This is a genomic window from Methanobrevibacter sp. (assembly GCF_045541095.1).
Lineage (GTDB): Archaea > Methanobacteriota > Methanobacteria > Methanobacteriales > Methanobacteriaceae > Methanocatella.
Genome location: NZ_JAZQIJ010000203.1, coordinates 1 through 20,487 on the forward strand (window position 1 = coordinate 1; position 20,487 = coordinate 20,487).

A 20,487-nucleotide genomic window follows, 5' to 3' on the forward strand; every position below is an offset into this window, starting at 1 on the left:
CATCACCAAGGTAAGTTACATCTAAAGTGTAGCTTCCATAAGGCAATGTAATTGCTAATGTACCTTCACCATTTTCCAATGCAATATTAGATACACTATCGCCAGATTTGACTTCAACAAATCCAGTAGCATTTTCATCAACTTTAACATTCAATATAACTCTGTTTGCATTAGTTTCAACTGTTACATCAATTGGAGTATCCTTCATTACGTGTCCAATGATTTCAACATCTTTGGATGTAGTATTGGTATTGAATACTGAATCACCCATGTATGTAGCAACTACAGTGTAGTTTCCAGGTGCAATGCTGTTAGTAAATGTTTCAACATGACCATCAATAACATCCATATACATAGTATACTCTTCACCGGTTTCCTTACCTAACATATAGAATTTAACCAAACCAGTTGCAGATTTATTCAAATCAACTATAATTAAAGCAGTATCTTCACCAGCAATAATGTTAAGATCAATAGTGGTATTTTCCTTGGAAATTTCTGTTACAGTAAATGTCACACTAGTAGTGTTCATATTGAAGTCATCATCACCAAGATAAGTAACATCAACAAAGTAACTATTTGGAAGCAAATTAGTTGTTAATTTTGCGACACCATCAACCACTTCGATATTAGCGACAGTACCACCAACAGCTAACCTTACAAATCCAGTAGCGTTTTCATCAACATTCACAGTCAATGTAACTCTGTATCCAACCACTTCAGCGCTAGCAGAAATAGGGGTATCCTTCTTAATGTGACCTCTGATAGTGAAATCCTCATAAGTGATGTTAGTATTAAATCTGTAATCACCCATATAGGTTGCGATTACTGTATAATCACCAGTTTCAAGAATATCTTCAAGAACTGCTTTACCATCAATTACATCGACATAGAGAGTGTATTCCTCTTCACCAGTTACTTGGAACTTGACAAGACCAGTTGCTGCATCATTAACAGTGACAGTCATTGTCACATTGTTTTCTCCAGTTGCGACATCCAATCCAATTGGAGTGCTAAATTTATTTACGTTAAATGTTGTGGTATTATATGCAGTGTAGTTACCATCAACAATTGTTACAGAAACTAAAATATCTTTATCAAGATCCAAATCATAAAGGGTAATATTTCCGGTACCATCAACAACATTTACAGTGTAATTCTGATCATATACACTTACAATGTATTCGCCGTCAATTTCACCATAAACGAAAACAACAGCATCCTCATCATAGAAAATATCTTCAACAGAAACAATAACTGAAACGGATTTAGGAGTCACGTTAAATACTGTTTCATTAAATGCTGAATATTTACCATCAACAATAGTAACATTAGCGGCATAACTTCCAACAGTTAAATTAGGAACAGACACATTTCCAGTACCATTTATAACAGTGACCACCATCTGTTCAGTTCCCACATGAACAATATAGTCGCCATCAACCTTACTGTTAATAGTAACAGTGACATCGTCTCCATAAGTTGTATTGGATACAGTAATGTTTACATCTACAATTCCTCTGACGAAGATGAAGCTAGAATTGACTCTTGAGTCAGCAGTGTAGTAATCATCGCCTTCATAAGTACCTGTGACAATATATTGTCCGGCAGCCAAATTAGGAACAGTAAGATTTTCCAGACATGATTGTGTGATAGTGTAAATCACATCCATATTGCTGTCATATACCTTGTATGTAATGTTTCCATATGCATTGACCGGAACTGTCACATTAATGGTTGCATTTTCACCCTCTGTAATTAAATCTTTTGATAAATTGAAGAATCCTTTAGCTTTATTAACTGTTAAATTAGCATAGGCAAATGCTTCATTATAATCATCAGTTTCAAATTTATAAACTTTGATTTCATATCTACCAGGTTTGAAGTTTGCACTTGAGAATGTAAATATTGCATTATTATCAACGTATAATGAAACTGATTCATTGTAACCATTGTCTATAAATACAGTATAATAATCCGCAATATCAGCAGATACATCAATTTTAATATCTTCACCATAGTCAACTTCAACATCACTTACAGTTATTTTTGGAGTGATTTTGTCAACTTCAACATTAACCAGTTTAGTAGCCGGCAGATAGTTTTTATTTCCACTATATGCTACTGCAACTAAATAATTACCATGATCCAATGTGATATTTTCCAGTTGAGCTTCACTATACCAAATTCCATTCAATTGATAGAGAATCTTATCGGTAGCATTATTGATGAGCTCCACATTGATATCTAATTTTTCACCCTGAGTAATATTTGATATTGTAACTTTCAATTCAGGATCTATACGATTAACAGTGAATGTTTTGGTTATTTGATTAAATACAAATGTGTTTGAATCTCTGTTTTGTGCATTTAATACCACATCATAGTCTCCACCTGTTAAATCTCTTAAACTGCAGGCGAATTTATTGTCAACTGCGTAGACTGAAATGACATTGTTGTTAATGTTTATATTGACATTGAAGTCGAAGTTTGTACCTATGTCAATAGTACCATTAATTTTCGCAGTATGTCCATAGTCAATGTCACTAACATTATAATCAACGTTTATAGCATCAAATGTTGTATTGCTGATTTTAGTATAGAATTCACTATAGAATTCACTATAGATGTTTCTATAGTTGTCTGCCTTGTTCTCTGCAAACAAACAGTCATCGAGGGTAACATCTTTTGTTATAAGGTATAATGTACCATTGCCTGAAAGTGTGTTAGCAGAAAATGTGGATCCAATAACATATAGTTTATCGTCGTCACTATAAACAACATTTATAGCAGTATTATCTGTGAATATACATTCTCTGATAATTTGATTATTATCATTTAAGTTAATTATGTAGCTCATGTTATTGCCGGTAAATATAGAATTTTCAATATTTATGTTAGAATTATCTATTGCACGAATAACATTTTTACCTTGAGTGTTGTTGACAAATGTGGAATCAATGAGAACATCTTCAGAATTTGTAACCTCAAGGATAGCAATTCTCGGGTTTACTGCATTTTCAACAAATTCATTTGATATAATTTTTACTGAATTTGTTTGCATTATATGAATAAGGGAGGTGGAATGATCCCTGACTATATTGTTTTCAAATGATGATTCATTAATGATGATAAGTTTAGATTGACTTACGATGATGCCAGATCCTACAATATTGTCATAAAATTCGGATCCAACAATGTTTAAATTTTCACCATCACAGAGTATCATTATTCCATATAAAGTGTTATTGACAAAAGTACATCCATCAACAGTCAAGTTGCCGCTGTTTTCAAGAATTTGCCAGCCATTAAATCCAGTGAATATGATATCATTAATGGTAACATCAGAGTCTTCTTCAACAATCAAAAATTTTGAAGTGGTTGAGTTTCCATCAAATACAACAACGCCTATTGGAATTATGCTTAGTTTTTTACCTAAAACAGTCACTCCGGCATTACCTTCACCGCTGTAATTTCCTTCCATTACATAAATAATGTCTTCAGCTGTAGAATTTTCGACAGCTTCAGCCAATGTATCGAATTTTCCACCAGTACTGTTGACAATGAAATTACCTAAATATTCGCTTACAGTGAATGTAGTTGTGCTTGCTGCATCATCATAGTTTTCATCACCTTCACGGACAACCATTACGCTGTAGTTTCCTTCTCCAACACTGTCCAATTCTATTTCAGCTTGAGTGCCAGCAATAGTGAAAGTTGTTAACTTATTATTGAAGAGAAGCTGGAATGTTCCGTTTTTACTTGCGTTGACTTTTAAAACTGGAGTAGCTTTATCTGCATTCTTAAGGATAATGTCATCTACAGTCAGATTGATGTAGACTTTCGCCTTATTTACAACAAGTCTGTCGGTTATTGCTTCACCATAATAAACGTTGCCGTTTGTGTCATAAATGATTTCATTCAATATAACGTCATAAGCGCCTTTTGGTAAAATGCCTGTATTATATTCAAATATTCCGTCTGTAACAGTAACTGTAGCATCTTGATAGTTAACAAATCCAGGTAATATTAATTGAATATCCTTGTTGAATTGAGGATCAAGTGTACCTGTAATTGTTGTAGGAATGCCGTATTCTCCATCCGGTACGTATAATATCACATCATAGAAATCAAATGTGTTTCCAGTGAATTCTTGAATATCACCTGCATTGTAAATGTTTGCAAGCTCATAAGCGAAGTTAATTCCAAAGAAGGAATCTGTAAGTTTCAATGTTTTGTTGTTGTAGATTGCCCCACCATTGCCTGTTGCGGTATTTGCGACTAATGTGGAATTATTCACAACCATTATATTATTATTGTAAAGGGCAGCACCATCTTTTGCACTGAAACCTCCACTAAATGATGAATTGTCTATGTTTGCTTCACCGTCATTGAAAATTGCACCACCATATCCGTTTGCAGTGTTATCTTCAAAATCAGAGTTTAAGACTTCTAATGTTCCTTCATTATAAACGACTCCACCGTCTTTACCTTCATTTTCATTGAAAACAGTGCCATCAATAGATAATTTATTTTTGTTATATATTACACCACCATTTCCATTATTGATGTTTTCTGTGAAATTGGAAGCGACAATTACTGCATTTCCATTGTTGTACACAACAGAATTTGTATTTATGACATTGCTTGAGAATTCAACTCCATTGATGAATAATTCTCCATCATTTAAAACAATAGCATTATTAATGGAATTTAGTGAAAATACGCCGTCTGTTATATTTAAGGAACCTGAATTGTATATGATTGATTCTGTTTCAAAAGCGGTGAATGTACAGTTTTTAAGTGTTAAACTGCCGTAATTTTCAATTGATGCATGATCTTTTATGCCTCCATCAACAAACTCAATGTTTTCAATTACAACATTATATCCTTCAGGTACTGTAAAGAACCAGTTTGTGCTGTTTCCATCGAAAACAACCATACGGTCTCTGAAATTTTTAAGGGTGAAGGATTTGTTGAACACAATTTCCATATGCTCATCAATATGATAATTTAAATTTGCATAAATAATACCATTTTCCTCAACAGCATTAATAGCATCTGTTAAGTTTTCATATACCTCATCTTCGGATATGATGAAGTTTGGCACTTTCATTTCAAATGCTGTATTTTTAAAGATATATGTATTGAGGTCATGGTCATTCATTACACCTACAGTGTAGTTTCCGCCCATTACGTCCTCAAAAGTGACATTGAAACTCTGGGAACCGTTATTGTAAATTGAGTATAATGGTACATAATCGAAGTACATTAAAACGATTGAATCAAAAGTATCCTCAGATGTACCTATAACAGTAACTGTCTGGTTAATCTTATCTATTATAGTGTTTGCAGTGCCTTTGCCGTTAAATATACAAGCTTTCTTAACTATCTCATCAGCAGCATCACCAGCAAAGTAATTCATAGTTCTCTCATCATCTTCGCCCTGGTAGTTATCTAAAAATGTACATCCATAAAATGATGCGGATACGAACTGTTCAAGACCTTCTGAAATGTAGATTGCTCCACCTTCAGATCTTGCGGTATTGTTTATAAATGTACAGTTAACTGCAATGACATCTGCATCCTGATCTGAAGAAAGTGAACCGATATATATTACTCCACCATATTCAGCATCGTTATTGTAGAAATTACAGTTCATCAATGTTAAAATACCAGCATCCATTTCGATAACTGCACCATCACTGACGGCATATCCGTTGATTACGGTAAGGTTTTCAAGAGTAATTGTAGGGCCTTCTGTAGTATATACGATAGGAATAGGTGGAACTGTCTCAATTATCTCAACTTCAGTATCATATGATAAATACAGGAAGTCACTTTCATGTTGACAGTCAAAAATAACCTCTTCGCCTTCAAATGCTCTGATTGTTATTTCTAATTCTCCTTCAATATCAATACCAGCGTTTCCATCTTCCCAATAATAGGTACCGCCTCTAACTGTAATGATTCCTCCCATTAGTGAAGCTGCATCTATTGCTTCTTCCAGGGTTTCATAATATTCATAATCTGAATCTTCATCTTCCTGGTATATGAATGGATAGTTATAATATTCATCATCAAAGTAGTCATCTTCACCAGAAGTGCGAATATCTTCATTATTTGCAGCCCTCATAATGGATAATGGGGCCATTTTGATATTACTGGTTGAATAGTATAAATCATCACCTTCAAATACTGCATTGATTTCATAGTCTCCAGCATCCAAACCTGAAACGATTAAATCGTCCCTGCAGGATTGGGTTAGTGTTTTAACAACATTTTTATTTGAATCTGTAATTGTGTATGTGATATTTCCTACTGAATTTTCCGGAGCTGAAACCCCAATGATAGCCTTATTTGGAGATGTGACTTTATTAGAGGCACTTAATGCGAATGCTCCAAGAGTTTTAGTGACTTTCAAAGTGGCCTCAGTGGAATTTGATATGTAGTTTACACGTTCCTGTGAAGTTACTTTGATTGTGTAGGTGCCAGGTTCAAATATTTTATCTATTACAACAGCTCTGCTACCGTTGATAAATTTATCAGTTTTGTAATCTCCAATTTCTATTGTGTAAATTGATGGTACATTTGTTTCAATGTTTACAATTACGGTACCATTATCTTCTACTTCCACATCCCTTACAGATATTGTTGGATTTGCTTTATATACTTCAAAATTAATTACGGAAGATGAAGGTGCGAAATCTTCATGATTATAACTAGCTATAAGGACATATTTTCCTGCATCTAATTTCAATGATTCGAGTTCATCTTTTGTGTAATATTTTCCATTAAATTGGTAACTTATAGTACCTGCAGCGGTAGAAGGAAGTGTTTCAACAACTTTCAGGGTTTCACCATAGGTAATATTTTCAACAGAAACATTAAATTCAATACCTACACGGTTAACTTTGAAATTTACGGATATGCTGTCCATTACGTAGGTATTATTGTTCATATCTACAATATTGTTTAAAACAGCAGTATATTTACCCGGATTCAATACACCTGCATTATAAGTGAATTTATTGTTTTCAACTTCTACAATGACATTTTCACCAGCAACTGTTAAATTTGCTGCTGAGTAGATATTTGCACCGACGTCTACTGTACCTTTTATTATTGACTCATTACCATATGCAACAGATAACGCACTTAATTTAGCATTGTTAACGTCAAAAACAGTATCATGAGCTACTGTAAATCCATTGCTGTAAATATTACGGTTTTCTCCAGTGTTATTTGCAAAAATACATTCATCAAAGAGTGCTGTAACTCTAGGAGAGGTTGCAACAGCTCCAGTTGTTGCATGATTATCAGTAAAGAGACTGCTGTCTACCAATAATGTGAGCTTTTTATCATAAGGGTTTTTGATTAAAATTGCAGAACCCAACTTACCACTATTGTTATTGAAGACACAGCTGCTAATGTAAGCATCTGAACTTCCATCAAGACATATGGCTCCGCCGTCTACATCACTGTTGGAGTTTTGTTCAAAATTGGATAATGAAATATCCACAGTTACATCAGTAGTGTTGGCATTGACATATATTACTCCACCTTCAAGTTGGGTTTTTTCTCCTAAACTATTTTTGATGTTGTTTTTCGCGAAATTGGATAGGCTTACAGATGCATATCTGGAATTGTTTCCAACATATATTGCAGATCCTTTAACTGCAGTATTCTGTTCAAACTCACATGAAATGATTGCTGGTTCAAATTGAGCTATGTTTTCAAAGTGAACTGCTCCTCCTTCACGTGCAGTGTTGTTTATGAATTTGGAATCTGTGATTGAAATATCCTCATAACCCAGGGATGTGACTGCTGCAGTACTTACTTTTAAAGGAGCGACATTGTTTATGAAATTACAGTTGTCAATTTCCAGTGACTCACCATCACTGAATATAGCTGCTCCACCATTTTTAGCAAATGATGTCTTTGTAATCTTATTGTCTGTAAAATTACATGAAGTTACTGAAAGAGCCCCGTGATTGACTATAGCTCCATAATTTGTATTTCTGTTGTGAATTCCTCTGAATGCTATACCATAAATGTAGACTTCAGAATTTTCATTGATAATTATGAAATTTGCATCTCCATCTTGAGCATCAAAAATAACATCATCCACTGCAATAATATCTAAAGTCTTATTGGTTATTACAACTTTTGTTTCTTTATATGTGCCGCTTTTAACAAATATTGAATCTTCGTTATCGGAATTGGCCACAGCTTCCGCCAAAGTAGCGTATTCCACATTTGTACTTGCAACGAGGAAGTTGCTGTAGATTTTACTTACGGAAAAAGTAGTGAAATTCATAGCAAGATTAAAGTTTTCATCAGCATCACGCATAGCAACAACTGAATAATTACCTAAATCAAGGCCAGTCAGCTGCATGCTACCTTTACCGTTTACAACTTCAAGCTTATAATTTTTATTTCCAATGAAAATTGTATAATTATTATCCCAGTTAGCATAAACATTTAAAACAGGTATTTCAGGTATAAATACATCTTTTACCTCAAGATTCAATAATATTACAGCTTTGTCAATCACTATTTTTTGATAAGCCGGATTTAATAAATAGAATTCGTTTCCATTTAAATCAGAATAATAATCATGAGTATAGAAATGGTCAGCACTGTCTTCCTGAGTATACATTCCGGCCATGGTCAATTCATGTGTTCCACCGGTCAGCACTCCGAGATTTATATTAAATTTGTTATCTTCAACAGTAACCACTTCTCCGAAAATATTATCCTCATCCATAATTCCTGATAAAAGAGTAACAGTATTATTTAAATTTGAACCCCAGTCAAAAACACCATCAAGAATATAATCCTGACCATATGAAGCATCTTTTTTAATTATTTTTAAATCCACATCATATTCATTGAACTGCAAATCAAATTTCCTTGTGAGTGATTCAGAGTGAATGTTTCTAGAAGTGGTTGCAACATTTGTATCAAAAACACAGTAGGTAATATTAATGAGGCTGTCAGTGTAATCAGTTATATAAACAGCTCCTCCAATTTCAGCAGTGTTTAGTAAAAACTCAGTATCCTCCATTTTAAGATTGGTAGCATATATTGCTCCACCTTTATCATCAGCATCATTACGGATAAAATGTGAGCTGGTAACAGTTAAATCTGAAGAAGGATTTGCATTAATTGCACCACCCTGATTACCTGTATTGTTGGAGAAAATACAATCATCAATAACTGCAACAGTGTTTTCTAAGATAATTTGACCATTTAAATCAAAAGTTGTACCATTAATTTCCAATTTTGAATTACGAGCATTAATTGGATTTCCCGGTTGATTTTGAGAATTTTTAATATTATTAAATTCACAATCTGTAATGGAAGACTCCAAATTGCTAGTGAATATTAATGCAGCATTTAAAAATTTACCTGTTATAATTATATCTTCCAAGATAAGTTGGGCGTTAGAACCTACATCCAACAGATAAGTTTGAGAATTACCTTCAAAAGTGACAGTATCCTCATATTCAGAAATAATTTTAGGCCTAATTGTTACTACTTTATTTCTAATCTGCACGTTAAAATTACGATAATCTGTGTAAGTTCCACCTTCAACAGTAATTACTCCGCTTCCACCATTAGGAATAGCATTTACAGCGTCACTTAAATATTCAAATACGTCCTTATCGTCTAAAACAAAATAAGGTTCTATAATAGTAAAAGAAGTATTAGGATACTCGTATCTTCTTTCATCATCTTTCATCATGTAAACTGTATATGTTCCTTTTTCAAGATCAGTGAATTCTACAGAATGGAAACTAGCCCAAGGTTTTTCAGTACAATAAGAACCATCTTTATATAAAACCACTAAATTTACATCATCATCAACGTTAGGAGTTATTTCCACTGATTTAGAAGGAGCGTCTACCTCAATTTCAAGGGAACCATGTCCTTTAAATAGACAATTAGTAATACTCCAAGTTCCAGGTTTACCTGCGCCATCTTCATATCCAAAATCGTTTTCAATTTTATCCTTACCTATTGTATTGCCCTCGAAATAACAATTCTCAAGTGTAACACTACCATCTTCCTCAGAAGCGACGGCTCCACCATCATCTTCCGCCCAATTATTTGTGAAATGACAATTGTGAGCTATAAATGAACCACGATCCTTCACAGATACAGCTCCACCATAATCACTTGCTCTATTTTCGGTCAGGATACAGTTGTTCAATGTCAATTGTCCGCTATCTCTCACTTCAAAGGCACCACCGTCTATTGCTGATCCCTTTTTGAAGTTTATGTAATTGAATACAATATGTGTATCTACACCAGTTATAATAAACAAATAATCATTGTCATCGGATTCGAAAGTAACTCCTCCAGGATTATATGCTGTTATTGTTATAGATTTACCTCCACTAATCTCAAAATTACAATCATCCTCAGGATCAGTGTAGTATGTACCATCTTCAACATATATTGTTCCTCCACCCGCCTCAATAGCGGCAGCAATAGTATCATCTAAATGTTCATATGTATTGCCGTTAAAATGAAACGGTCTAGAGGATTTAAGCACATCATCGTTTGAAGCGGAAAGCACCTCAGTTGATTTGGAAGTTACCTTCACCTCATTAGTTGATATTTCATCTCGACTGTCAGTTACATTAATTTCAACATCTCCACCACTTTCACTCTCCAGCGAAATGGCGTTGTCCTCATCAACAACAACAGATGTCGTTGCTATTTCTGTATCACTGACTTCCTCCATCAATGTTTCATTAGTATCGGCCGCTGAAATTGCTCCGATACTTATAAACATTACAAGTAGTATCAGCAATACCCCAATCGTTTTCGTATTCATTTTTAAATACCCCCATTGAATGAGAAATTAATGAAGAATTATTAAAAAAGGAAATGAGATATGAACTCTCATTACCTGATTAAGCCACAATCTTACAATAAATACAACTGCAAGAGACAAGCAGTTACCACCATTACAAATCCCGTGGCTTTTTAAGTTTCCTTCTTATTAATCCCCCATCCAATACAAAAATTTTAAGAAAATATTAATCGTAGATGTCCAATATTTTCCTCATTAAATATTTATCAATTCATGGTTTTATAAAGTTTATTGTTGTTTAATGAGCAAAAACTGTAAAGTTAATAATTATTTTCAGATTTAACAGAACATTCGTTCTTAAAATCAATTTTACTCACAAACAGAACATTCGTTCTCCATATGATTTAATAACTATAAAATATAAAATAGTTAAATGTATGAATACAAAACAATTAATTTTAGAAAATACTTTAAAATTAATGATTGAAAAACAAAACTCCATCGTTTCAATTAGAGAAATCAGTACCTCCAGTGGAATTGCTATCGGTGGAATATACCACTATTTTTCAAATAAAGAAGAAATATATGATGAAATTATTGAAAAATATTATATGAATTATTACAGATTCAATATAGACAAACTCAGAAAGATAGAGGGAAATGCAAAAGAGAAAATCCACGATGTCATGGCTGAAATTTGTAAGCAGAAAGAAACCGGAATCATGATTGAATCGTTTGAAGATGAAATAGACTACAGATCAGTATTGCTGGTTTTAACCGGGAACGGATTTGCTTATGAAAATTATATGGAGTTAACCCACAGTATTCTAAAAGATTTGAGAGAATTTCTCACAGATATTATTGAGGAAGGTCAAAAAAACAGAGAAATTAGACAAGACTACTCAACAGACGACATTGTAGAGTCATTAATTATCATGTACATGGGAATTCAATATAAATGGGAAGTATTTTTAATTGATGACATGACTTCAGACTTTGAAGATAATTTTAATTTGGAATGGGAAAAGATAAGATTCCGAGAATAATTAATTAACTTAAAAACACGAGTGGTAAGATGAACACTAAAGACCTGATTGTAGAAAAAACACTAAAATTAATATTGGAGAAAGGCTCAGTTGATATTTCAATTAGTGAAATTCGAAATTGTACCGGACTGACAACAGGTGGCATATATTATCATTTTTCAGATAAAAACGACATATTTGAAGCAATTCTGCAAAAGTATATGGTGGAGTATATTAAAATCGATTTTGATAAAATCACCCTTGAAGGTTCATCAAAAGACAGAATCCATAACACATTATGTTATATTTTACATCACTACATAAAAGGTGTGGAAATTAAAAGCATCAATGAAAAAATCAATTATGCCAGTGTAATACTTCTTTTAACCTCAATTGGCTATGCAAATGATGACGTTAACAGTATAATTTCGCAAACAGGAAATGATGTTAGAATGTTTTTAACAGACCTTGTCGAAGATGGCAAAAGGCAAAATGAAATCTCTCAAGGCTTTTCAACTGAAAACATTGTAGAATCATTGTATATCATGTATATGGGAACTCAATATTATTGGTTAAATTTCCCAAAGGATGATATTGGTTTAATTTTTGAGAAAAACTTTGAAATGACCTGGCAGGCCATAAAATGCCAATAAAAACTATTTTTAATCTTTAAGATCTTATGCTAATATAGTGAAAAAATTAGAAAGCATAAATTCATTAATTAATATCTCATGGCCTGTTAAGAGTAACCCACCTTCTGTTTAACAGCATTCATCTTAGCGTGCTACCTTGCCTCATACAGGTTGTCATAGGCACCTTTGCTCTTGCATCCTACGGAATGGCCGTTTCACCGCTTCTTTTAATGTCCTCAATTAAATATCATCGTCTACCATTAAAAGCCGTGTCGTTTCTGCTCCAGAGTCATACTTCTCAGTATACGTTTTTCAACGCCGTAGTTTCTGTGTGATGGGCGGAGTTTCCTTAGTTTAATAAAAAACCAGCAGCTGTCTTTAACTTGCCATGAAAAATATTAATTAAAAGTAGCAGGGCCTAGATTTGAACTAGGGATCTCGGGGTTATGAGCCCCGCGGGATCACCAGACTACCCCACCCTGCTATAAGATAAAAATAGTATTACAACTATTTATAATATATAATTTAAATGATATATAAAGTTTACTATAAATAAGAAAAATCAAAGAAAATAAAATTAATTATTTTCTAATGATTCGATTCTTTTATCCAAATCATTTAATTTTTCTTCAGTAGCCTTTTGGAACTCTTCAGAAGATTTCTTAAATTCATTGAAACTTTTATCCAACTTATCCACATTGGCAGTGGTTTCACCGAATTTAGTTTGAAGCTCTTCCAAATCATTTGTAGTGGCTAATGACCAATCCTTGATTAACTGATCACTTTTTTCATCTAAAAAAGCATCGATTTTTTTAGAAAATGTATCTGATTTAAGGCCGGATACATCAATGTCGCTTAACTTGACTTTAATCCTTTTGCCTACTGATTCAGATTCCCCATCAACTGCAGGATGATCTTCTTTGGTTAAATCATATTCTGTATTTCCGCCAGATCTTCCCAGTATCTCATTCATGTGAGCATCAGCAGTTGTAGGCACATAGCCACGTAATTTATCCATAGTGGCCGGACTGTTTAATAAATAATAGTAAACCAAAACAACTATTGCTACAATCAATATTAAAATAGCAACTACTTCCATTGCGTCCATCTTACCACCTATTTATTCATTTTTTTAAGTTTATCTTCTTTTGCTTCAATTTCTTTAAGCATTTTTTCTAATTTTTTCAGTTCAGTTTCAGCTTCAAGCCTTGCTAACCTTTCATTGATTTCTGAGTGAAGATAACCTACATTGCTTCTCACTTCAGTAGTTGATTGCCTAATAGCTGAAAGACTGTCTTGTTGCTCTTGTGGTAATGGAATTGGATTATCCATTAATCTTTTAGATTCAATGTCTTTTTCCACCATGGACATTTTCTTAAGTTCAATTTCTTTTTCAAGCATTAAAATTGAATTTTTTGATTGTGCGACTCTTCTCCATTGGAAAACAATTATAATCAATACAATTGCAACAATGACCAAAACAATTAGTAAAAACATTTGGTCAGGAATTGTAGGGACATCCATTTGATAACCTCCAATTTATATAAAATATAATACAATAAAATATTATATAAACTTTATCAATTAAATATTTAATTATTTATTACAGAAGGTTAAAATTTATGATGGAATCATACATAAAATCCGGAAAAATAGTTTCCGATATTCGCAGTGAAGCTTCAAAAATGATTACGGATGGAGCTTTGGTTATAGATGTTGTAAATTATGTAGAAAGTGAAATTTTAAAAGCAGGGGCCGAAATTGCATTTCCCTGCAATGTTTCAATAAATGAAATTGCCGCACACTACACCTCCCCTGCTGGCGACCAGACCAAATTTAAAGCAGGAGACATGGTCAAACTGGATTTGGGTGCGATGATAGACGGATACATTGCCGATTCTGCAATAACCGTTATCGCCGGAGGAAACATTGATGAAAACTACACTCAGGATGAAATAAACCTGCATGAAGAAATCGTGGAAGCCTCAGCAGCAGGTCTTGAAGCTGCAATCGCAACCGCAAGGGCAGGAATTGAAGTTTCTAAAATTGGAGCGGCCGTTCATGAAGCAATATCAGAGTATAATCTTAATCCGATTTTTAATTTAACCGGCCACAGTTTGGAGCAGAACAACCTCCATGCAGGAATATCCATTCCAAACTACAACAATAATGACAACTATGTTTTGGATGAAGGCCAGGCCATAGCAATCGAACCTTTTGCAACCAACGGTGAAGGAATAGTAAATGATGCACCGGGCCACTACATATTCTCATATCTTGCCAACAAGCCTTTCAGAATGAGAAGTACACAGAAAGTTCTGAAATACATTCAAAACAATCACAGATATGTGCCGTTTTCAGGCAGATGGATTACAGACGAGTTTGGTGAGAGAAAAGGTGGAATTGCCCTTAAGCAACTGTCAGATGCAATGGCAGTCTATCCGTATGCACCTCTGCGTGAAAAACAGGGCTGTTTTGTAAGTCAAAAGGAGCATACAGTAATAATAGAAAAAGAAGGTTGTACAGTAACCACAATTTAAAAAGAATAAGGAGAAAACTCCTTATCTCATATAATATCTGTATAATTGAGCAGTAGCTTTTGCTTTACCGTATGTGGAAACTATATTGAATTTACCTGTTTTTAAAGGTGTCTTTAAAGTAAAAGTTGCGATTCCTTTTTTATTGGTCTTTGCAGTGTAAGTTTTTTTGTTGAACTTTATCTTAATTTTTTTATTTTTTAAGACTTTACCTTTATTGTTAAGTAATTTTACCTTATATTTGAATGTTTTTGACAGTTTTTTGGATCCAAATTGAGTTAAAGGAATTATAGTCGGTTTTACATTTATCTTATTTGCCACATAGTAATCATTGTACTGTGCAGTTACCAGATAGCTTCCAGGCTGGAAATTAATTTTAAGTTTTGCATAACCGTTTTTATCTGTTTTTACAACATGTTTTTTGAAGTTAACAGTGAAGGTAACTTTCTTGTTTGCACCGACAGGCTTTCCATCATCACCGAAAACCCTTACAGTATAAGATTTTCCACTGTTGAAGTAAAGGTTATAATCCTTATTTCCGGTTAAAACATTAAATACCTTAATTGTATCTTTAGTGATGCCCAAAGCAACAGTATTCATAAGATACAAATCGTGATTACCGTTATTTACAGGCAATAAAAACAGAGCCACACCATTGGAATTTGTAGTGGCGTTTACACCATACATTATGGAATCAACACCGCAAAAAACAATTGTATCCTTTAACGGTGTTCCGTTTTCATCATAAAATGTTGCTGAATATTCAACAGCATTATTATATCTTTTTGTGACTTTGCCAGCTTTTATATAGCTGGAATTATCTGTAATCACATCTGAATAATCAACGCCCAGTGCATCATCTTCACTTGTCTTTATAACATCTTGTGAATCAGAAACCGCAACCTCATCGTCTTGCACAACCTCAGACAAATCAGTTGCATTCCCATCCGCAGCAAAAGCGGCACCGACAGATGTGAAAGCAATTAAAAGTAAAATAAGTATTAATAATTTATTGAATCTTATATTTTCGCCCCCAAGTAAAATTAATAATACAATATTTGTTTTGAAGGCTTATAAATTTAACTTTAAAAAAAATAAAAAAGAAAGAAGTGGAATTAGTATTCCACAGGAAGTGGTAATCCCATTTTTGCTCTTCTTTCACGTTCTTTTCCGTTTTTGTCTTTTTTACCTTTAGCTAATTTTTCAAGTAAAGGAAGACCAGGTTTTACTTCATCCATAGGTTTGGTTTCGATTAAACCTGCATCAACAGCAGCTTTAAATACGGATTCACCAGCATCAGTTCTGGTTAAAACAGTGGACCATCCGTCAGGGGATCCTACTGAACCGGTTGATACGTCAGCCCATTCAGCAACATAATCCATACAGATGTTACATCCAGCTTGTTCATATCCGTGTGTTTCTTTAATAGCTAAACCGTTGTCTTCTCCGTCTTTGGTTAACCAGAATTTACCTTTACCGATGTCCATTTTGGTAGCATCGTTTAAGCTGTCAAATCCTAATTTGGAAGTAGCGAAGGTTTCAAGAGAAGCCATAGGGAAGTTTTCCATACAGTAAATACCGATGATTAAACTGATTTTTCCTGCGACAAATCTTGCAAGTGGGTAAGATTGTGCTTTTCTTAAACCTTGAATTTGACATGGGGTTGCTACAATACCTAATTTTTCTAAACCGTATTGACGGGTTGCTTCTTTAATAGCGGATAAAGTTGGGGACATTGAATATTTAGTTCCTGCTGCTGCGATAACTTCATCGGAAGAAGTTACTACAGTAGGAATAGGTCTCCAATCGTCATCAGGAGTTCCAGCTACAACTGCACCTTCGATGAGACCTTCATCGATTGCGTAGCAAAGTAATGCTGAAACAATTCCACCGTCTTGGGATACATCTGTAATTTTGCTATCAGTAGCTCTTGCAGATAATGCTTCTTTATAAGTACCTAATACCATATCCATTCCTCCCTATAATCCTGTATCCTCTTTAATTCTTTTAATAGGTAACCATGATCTAGGACACATTGCGTAACAAGTTCCGCATTTTACACATCTGTCTCTGTCACAGCTAGGCCTACCTTCAGTAAAGCCCATAGCTCTTGTTGGACAAGCTAGAGCGCAAGTTCCACAACCAGAACATAATCCGTTACGGATGATGTTAGTTAAAACGTCACAGCCACATCCAGTGTTACAAGCAGCTTTATCAATAGCAGGTTGTAAGTATTCTAAATCACCATTACATAATGCAACAACAGCGTTTGCAATCATTTCAGGTGCAACAGGACAACCAGGAAGTGCTAAATCTACTTTAACTAAAGAGCTAACTGGTACATAAGATTCATGTTTAGGTTGAGCTTGTTGGCCACCACGTGCAAAGGTGGTGAAACAACCGGTCATAGCACAGGAACCGAATGCACAAATTAATTTAGATTTTTTCCTTGCTTCTTGAAGTTCGTGAAGACTGTGTTCATCTTGTAAACAAACTGATCCTTCAATTAAACATAAGTCCATTTCTGGCATTTCTTCAGCAAAAGTACCGTGAATCCATTTGTCTACTAAAGTTTGTCCGTATACAATGTCAACCATATCAGTTAAAACAACATCTAATATGTCGTAGTTTTCGGTTAAGGACATCGCATCACCAGTACAACCACTTAAGTGAATGTAACCAATACGTGGTTTTGCTGAAGCAGCTTTGGTTTCTTCTGCAGGTGCAGCTTCAACTGGTGTTTCTTTTACTGGAGCAGCTTCAACTTTTTCCTCTACTTTTGGTTTTTCTGGTTCAGATGAACCGCCAAAAGCTTTTTTCAATTTATCAAACATTATTTTACCCCGATTTCATTTAAAATAAGATCAATAGCTTCAGGAATAGCCTTTTGAACAGATTCTGTTAAACCCATATCAATATCCGGAGTTGGAATCTCAGCCGGCTTACAGCCCACTACAACAACTTCACATTTTTCTGAAATTTTTTGAAGAGGTTCCTCTACAGTCATACCATGAGGATTATCATATTTACCTATTTTCATAATAGTTGGATCAAATGTTTCAACAGTCCCCGGTTCTGCATTAAACTCGACAACATCAATTACAATTAACTTTTTCCAGTCATATTCCTCATATAATGGGAAAAAGTTTGTTGGAGCTGCAGTTCCACCATCAATAAATTGAACACCATCAGGTAATGAAATATCCTCAAATTTACCTTTAATCTGACTTAAAATATCTTTATCAAACTCATCTTCAACATAAGCTGTAACTGCTGGATCGTAATAATCGTTTTTATCTTTAAAGTATTTTTGTAGAATATTGATAACAATTGGACCGAAACCATCATCTTTAAAAAGGATATTTCCACATCCAATAACGATTATATCCGAATCATAAGGCATTAAATTCCTCCAATATTATCTAGATTCTCACCATTTCATTTTTGAGAATGGATTTATCTTCATCGTCAACTACCATTACGTGAGTAGCACATGATAAACATGGATCGTATGCTCTGATAACATGTGGACCAAATTCGTGATGGAATCCTTCAGTTGCAGGACCCATTGTTGGGATGTTCCAAGTAGTTGGTACAATTGCAGAGTAGAATTTGGTTTTTCCTTCCACAACTTGTGCCATGTGAGCATTGGTTCCTCTAGGACCTTCAATAATACCGAATCCAAGTTCTCCAGTTCCTCTTTTATCGTAACTTACGTTTGCAGGAGCAGCAGGGTCAATTGCGTCTAATGCTTCCATACATGCATCGTAGTTTTTCAACATTTCGTCTGCACGTGCAACGTGTTGTGCGACTACACCTTTGTCTTTAAATCCTTGGAATTTTTCCATTCTAGCTCTAGGACCAGTTTCAACATTGGTACCGTTGATTAAAGGAATTACAGAACAACCTCTTTTACCAACTTCAGGATCATCATACCAGGATTCTGGTAAAACTTCGGAAAATGCGTCCATATCAAACTCGTTTACACCGTAAGTTGGGTGAACAGCGAGTAATGGTTGGTTAACTACACCTAATCCTTCAGGGAAACCTGCTTCAGCAACGAGATTTTTGATTAATTCAATGTGTGCTTCGAGTTTAGGTCTGAGTGCAGTCATTCTTTCAATTAATCTTTCTTTAGTGAATGGAGTAATGTTTCTAGCCATACCACCTACTCTAATATCAGCAGGGTGGATACCTTCACCAGCAACCATATCTACAACATATTGTACAGTTTTTCTGATTTCACTTACGCTTTTAACTGCGGTTACGAAGTTACTGTCATCAGTAACGTCAGGTGCAATTAAGAAGTGGTGAATAGCTGCACTGTTAATGTTGTGTGCTGCTAAAGTAGCTTTTCTTAACAATTTTGCAGCTGTAGGAATTTCAATTCCTAATGCCATGTCCATTGCTTCTGCGGAAGCTAATGTGTGTGGAATTGGACATACTCCACAGATTCTTTGACATAAAACAGGAGCTGTTTCAGGAGCTTTGCTAAGAACCATCTTTTCTAAACCCCTAACAGGAGTTATACTAAAATACATACCTTTTGTAACAATTCCTTCATCATCGACTTCCATGACCAATTCCGCGTGGCCTTCTTGACGAGATGTAGGAGATATAACTACTCTATCTTTCAAATATGTCACCTCAATTATTAGCAATTAGAAACTAACATATATTATATATTGTAATCATTATTAATAAGTAATGCCCCAAAAATTTTTATAGAAATATATATAAGAAATGAAAATCTTAATTATATTATTATATTTATATATTTTATAGGAGGGTAAAAATTGGATAAAGCAAACGTTATAATTTCAGTAATCATTGTATTGTGCATTGCAGCTGCCGTAGCAGCATATGGACTGACTAATAGTAATAATCCAATATTCTCTGATTTATCAAGTATGGGTGCTAATGCTAATGGTAACGGACTTGGTAATAATTCTACCCATGCAAATCATAATTTGAGTTCAGTAGCTACAACCAGCGGTTCCAATGGTGGCGATTCTGGTGCTGGAGCAGGAACTGGATATAGTGACGGTTCTGGAGGTTATTCCGGCGGAAGTGATTCAGGATCATCAAGCTACGACGGAGGTAGCAGTGACTCCGGATCAAGTGATTCAGGATCAGGTTCAAGTACTCATTTATCATATTCTGAAGCTCAAAGTATTGCAAATAGTGCAGTCGGTGAGCCAGGTTGTTATGCTGGAGGAGTTTACTACTCTGGCGGAGTATGGTATGCTACAATCTACGATGAAAACGGTAACGCTGTAGATAGTATAACTATTGATGATGCTACCGGTAGTGTAGGAAGAGGATAAGATTATTCTTTATCTTTTTCTTTTATTTTTTTAGAAAAATAGATAAATATATATAATAAAATTTACAAAGTTATTATTGTTGTATATGTGGGGGGCCCGTAGCCTAGCTGGATAGGGCGTCGGACTTCTAATCCGAAG

At 34.4% G+C, this 20,487-nt stretch carries 12 protein-coding genes, 1 tRNA gene and 1 other RNA gene; 4 read left to right on the plus strand and 10 right to left on the minus strand.

Annotated features, from left to right (window positions below; all coding sequences use genetic code 11):
- Positions 1 to 10,849 (minus strand): right-handed parallel beta-helix repeat-containing protein (locus tag ACKI2P_RS08545; protein ID WP_407376835.1); only part of this gene is annotated, 10,849 nt, incomplete at its 3' end.
- 416 nt (positions 10,850 to 11,265) lie between these two features.
- On the opposite strand from ACKI2P_RS08545, the gene ACKI2P_RS08550 reads away from it, so the two are divergent.
- Positions 11,266 to 11,874 (plus strand): TetR/AcrR family transcriptional regulator, encoded by a 609-nt coding sequence (locus ACKI2P_RS08550; RefSeq protein WP_407376837.1) that lies wholly within the window; start codon positions 11,266 to 11,268, stop codon positions 11,872 to 11,874.
- Positions 11,875 to 11,903: 29 nt separating this feature from the next.
- Positions 11,904 to 12,506: a TetR/AcrR family transcriptional regulator gene (locus ACKI2P_RS08555; RefSeq protein ID WP_407376839.1), complete on the plus strand. Its 603-nt coding sequence runs from the start codon at positions 11,904 to 11,906 to the stop codon at positions 12,504 to 12,506.
- 81 nt (positions 12,507 to 12,587) lie between these two features.
- On the opposite strand, the gene rnpB is transcribed toward ACKI2P_RS08555, so the two are convergent.
- From rnpB to ACKI2P_RS08575, 4 genes are all read right to left on the minus strand, one after another.
- An RNA gene (gene rnpB / locus ACKI2P_RS08560) (RNase P RNA component) lies at positions 12,588 to 12,872 on the minus strand.
- Positions 12,873 to 12,894: 22 nt separating this feature from the next.
- Positions 12,895 to 12,969, minus strand: a tRNA-Met gene (locus ACKI2P_RS08565).
- Positions 12,970 to 13,062: 93 nt separating this feature from the next.
- Positions 13,063 to 13,593 (minus strand): hypothetical protein, encoded by a 531-nt coding sequence (locus ACKI2P_RS08570; RefSeq protein ID WP_407376841.1) that lies wholly within the window; start codon positions 13,591 to 13,593, stop codon positions 13,063 to 13,065.
- An 8-nt stretch (positions 13,594 to 13,601) separates the two neighbouring features.
- Positions 13,602 to 14,009 carry a hypothetical protein gene (locus ACKI2P_RS08575; RefSeq protein WP_407376843.1) on the minus strand — a complete coding sequence of 136 codons (408 nt, stop codon included), beginning with the start codon at positions 14,007 to 14,009 and terminating at the stop codon, positions 13,602 to 13,604.
- A 98-nt stretch (positions 14,010 to 14,107) separates the two neighbouring features.
- On the opposite strand from ACKI2P_RS08575, the gene map reads away from it, so the two are divergent.
- A complete protein-coding gene (gene map, locus ACKI2P_RS08580) occupies positions 14,108 to 15,025 on the plus strand; it encodes a type II methionyl aminopeptidase (RefSeq protein ID WP_407376845.1) in 918 nt (305 codons plus the stop codon).
- A 21-nt stretch (positions 15,026 to 15,046) separates the two neighbouring features.
- On the opposite strand, the gene ACKI2P_RS08585 is transcribed toward map, so the two are convergent.
- The 5 genes from ACKI2P_RS08585 to frhA all read right to left on the minus strand — a co-directional run bounded on the left by ACKI2P_RS08585 (position 15,047) and on the right by frhA (position 19,659).
- Complete coding sequence (locus ACKI2P_RS08585) at positions 15,047 to 15,952, minus strand: hypothetical protein (protein WP_407376847.1); 906 nt, start codon at positions 15,950 to 15,952, stop codon at positions 15,047 to 15,049.
- Between the two features lie 185 nt (positions 15,953 to 16,137).
- A complete protein-coding gene (gene frhB, locus ACKI2P_RS08590; RefSeq protein ID WP_407376856.1) occupies positions 16,138 to 16,989 on the minus strand; it encodes a coenzyme F420 hydrogenase subunit beta in 852 nt (283 codons plus the stop codon).
- A gap of 12 nt (positions 16,990 to 17,001) precedes the next feature.
- Positions 17,002 to 17,856 (minus strand): coenzyme F420 hydrogenase subunit gamma, encoded by an 855-nt coding sequence (gene frhG, locus ACKI2P_RS08595; RefSeq protein ID WP_407376849.1) that lies wholly within the window; start codon positions 17,854 to 17,856, stop codon positions 17,002 to 17,004.
- Positions 17,856 to 18,425 (minus strand): coenzyme F420-reducing hydrogenase, FrhD protein, encoded by a 570-nt coding sequence (gene frhD / locus ACKI2P_RS08600; protein WP_407376850.1) that lies wholly within the window; start codon positions 18,423 to 18,425, stop codon positions 17,856 to 17,858. Before frhD ends, frhG begins: the two co-directional genes overlap by 1 nt.
- Positions 18,426 to 18,444: 19 nt before the next feature.
- Positions 18,445 to 19,659: a coenzyme F420 hydrogenase subunit alpha gene (gene frhA / locus ACKI2P_RS08605; RefSeq protein ID WP_407376852.1), complete on the minus strand. Its 1,215-nt coding sequence runs from the start codon at positions 19,657 to 19,659 to the stop codon at positions 18,445 to 18,447.
- Positions 19,660 to 19,818: 159 nt separating this feature from the next.
- On the opposite strand from frhA, the gene ACKI2P_RS08610 reads away from it, so the two are divergent.
- Positions 19,819 to 20,349, plus strand: coding sequence for an endoglucanase (locus ACKI2P_RS08610; RefSeq protein ID WP_407376854.1), 531 nt, complete (start codon positions 19,819 to 19,821; stop codon positions 20,347 to 20,349).
- Positions 20,350 to 20,487 lie beyond the last annotated feature (138 nt).

Coding starts and splice junctions, on each gene's coding strand:
- ACKI2P_RS08550 (WP_407376837.1), top strand. CDS start 11,266: ATGAATACAAAACAATTAATTTTAGAAAATACTTTAAAATTAATGATT.
- frhB (WP_407376856.1), bottom strand. CDS start 16,989: ATGGTATTAGGTACTTATAAAGAAGCATTATCTGCAAGAGCTACTGAT.
- ACKI2P_RS08570 (WP_407376841.1), bottom strand. CDS start 13,593: ATGGACGCAATGGAAGTAGTTGCTATTTTAATATTGATTGTAGCAATA.
- ACKI2P_RS08575 (WP_407376843.1), bottom strand. CDS start 14,009: ATGGATGTCCCTACAATTCCTGACCAAATGTTTTTACTAATTGTTTTG.
- frhG (WP_407376849.1), bottom strand. CDS start 17,856: ATGTTTGATAAATTGAAAAAAGCTTTTGGCGGTTCATCTGAACCAGAA.
- map (WP_407376845.1), top strand. CDS start 14,108: ATGATGGAATCATACATAAAATCCGGAAAAATAGTTTCCGATATTCGC.
- frhD (WP_407376850.1), bottom strand. CDS start 18,425: ATGCCTTATGATTCGGATATAATCGTTATTGGATGTGGAAATATCCTT.
- ACKI2P_RS08555 (WP_407376839.1), top strand. CDS start 11,904: ATGAACACTAAAGACCTGATTGTAGAAAAAACACTAAAATTAATATTG.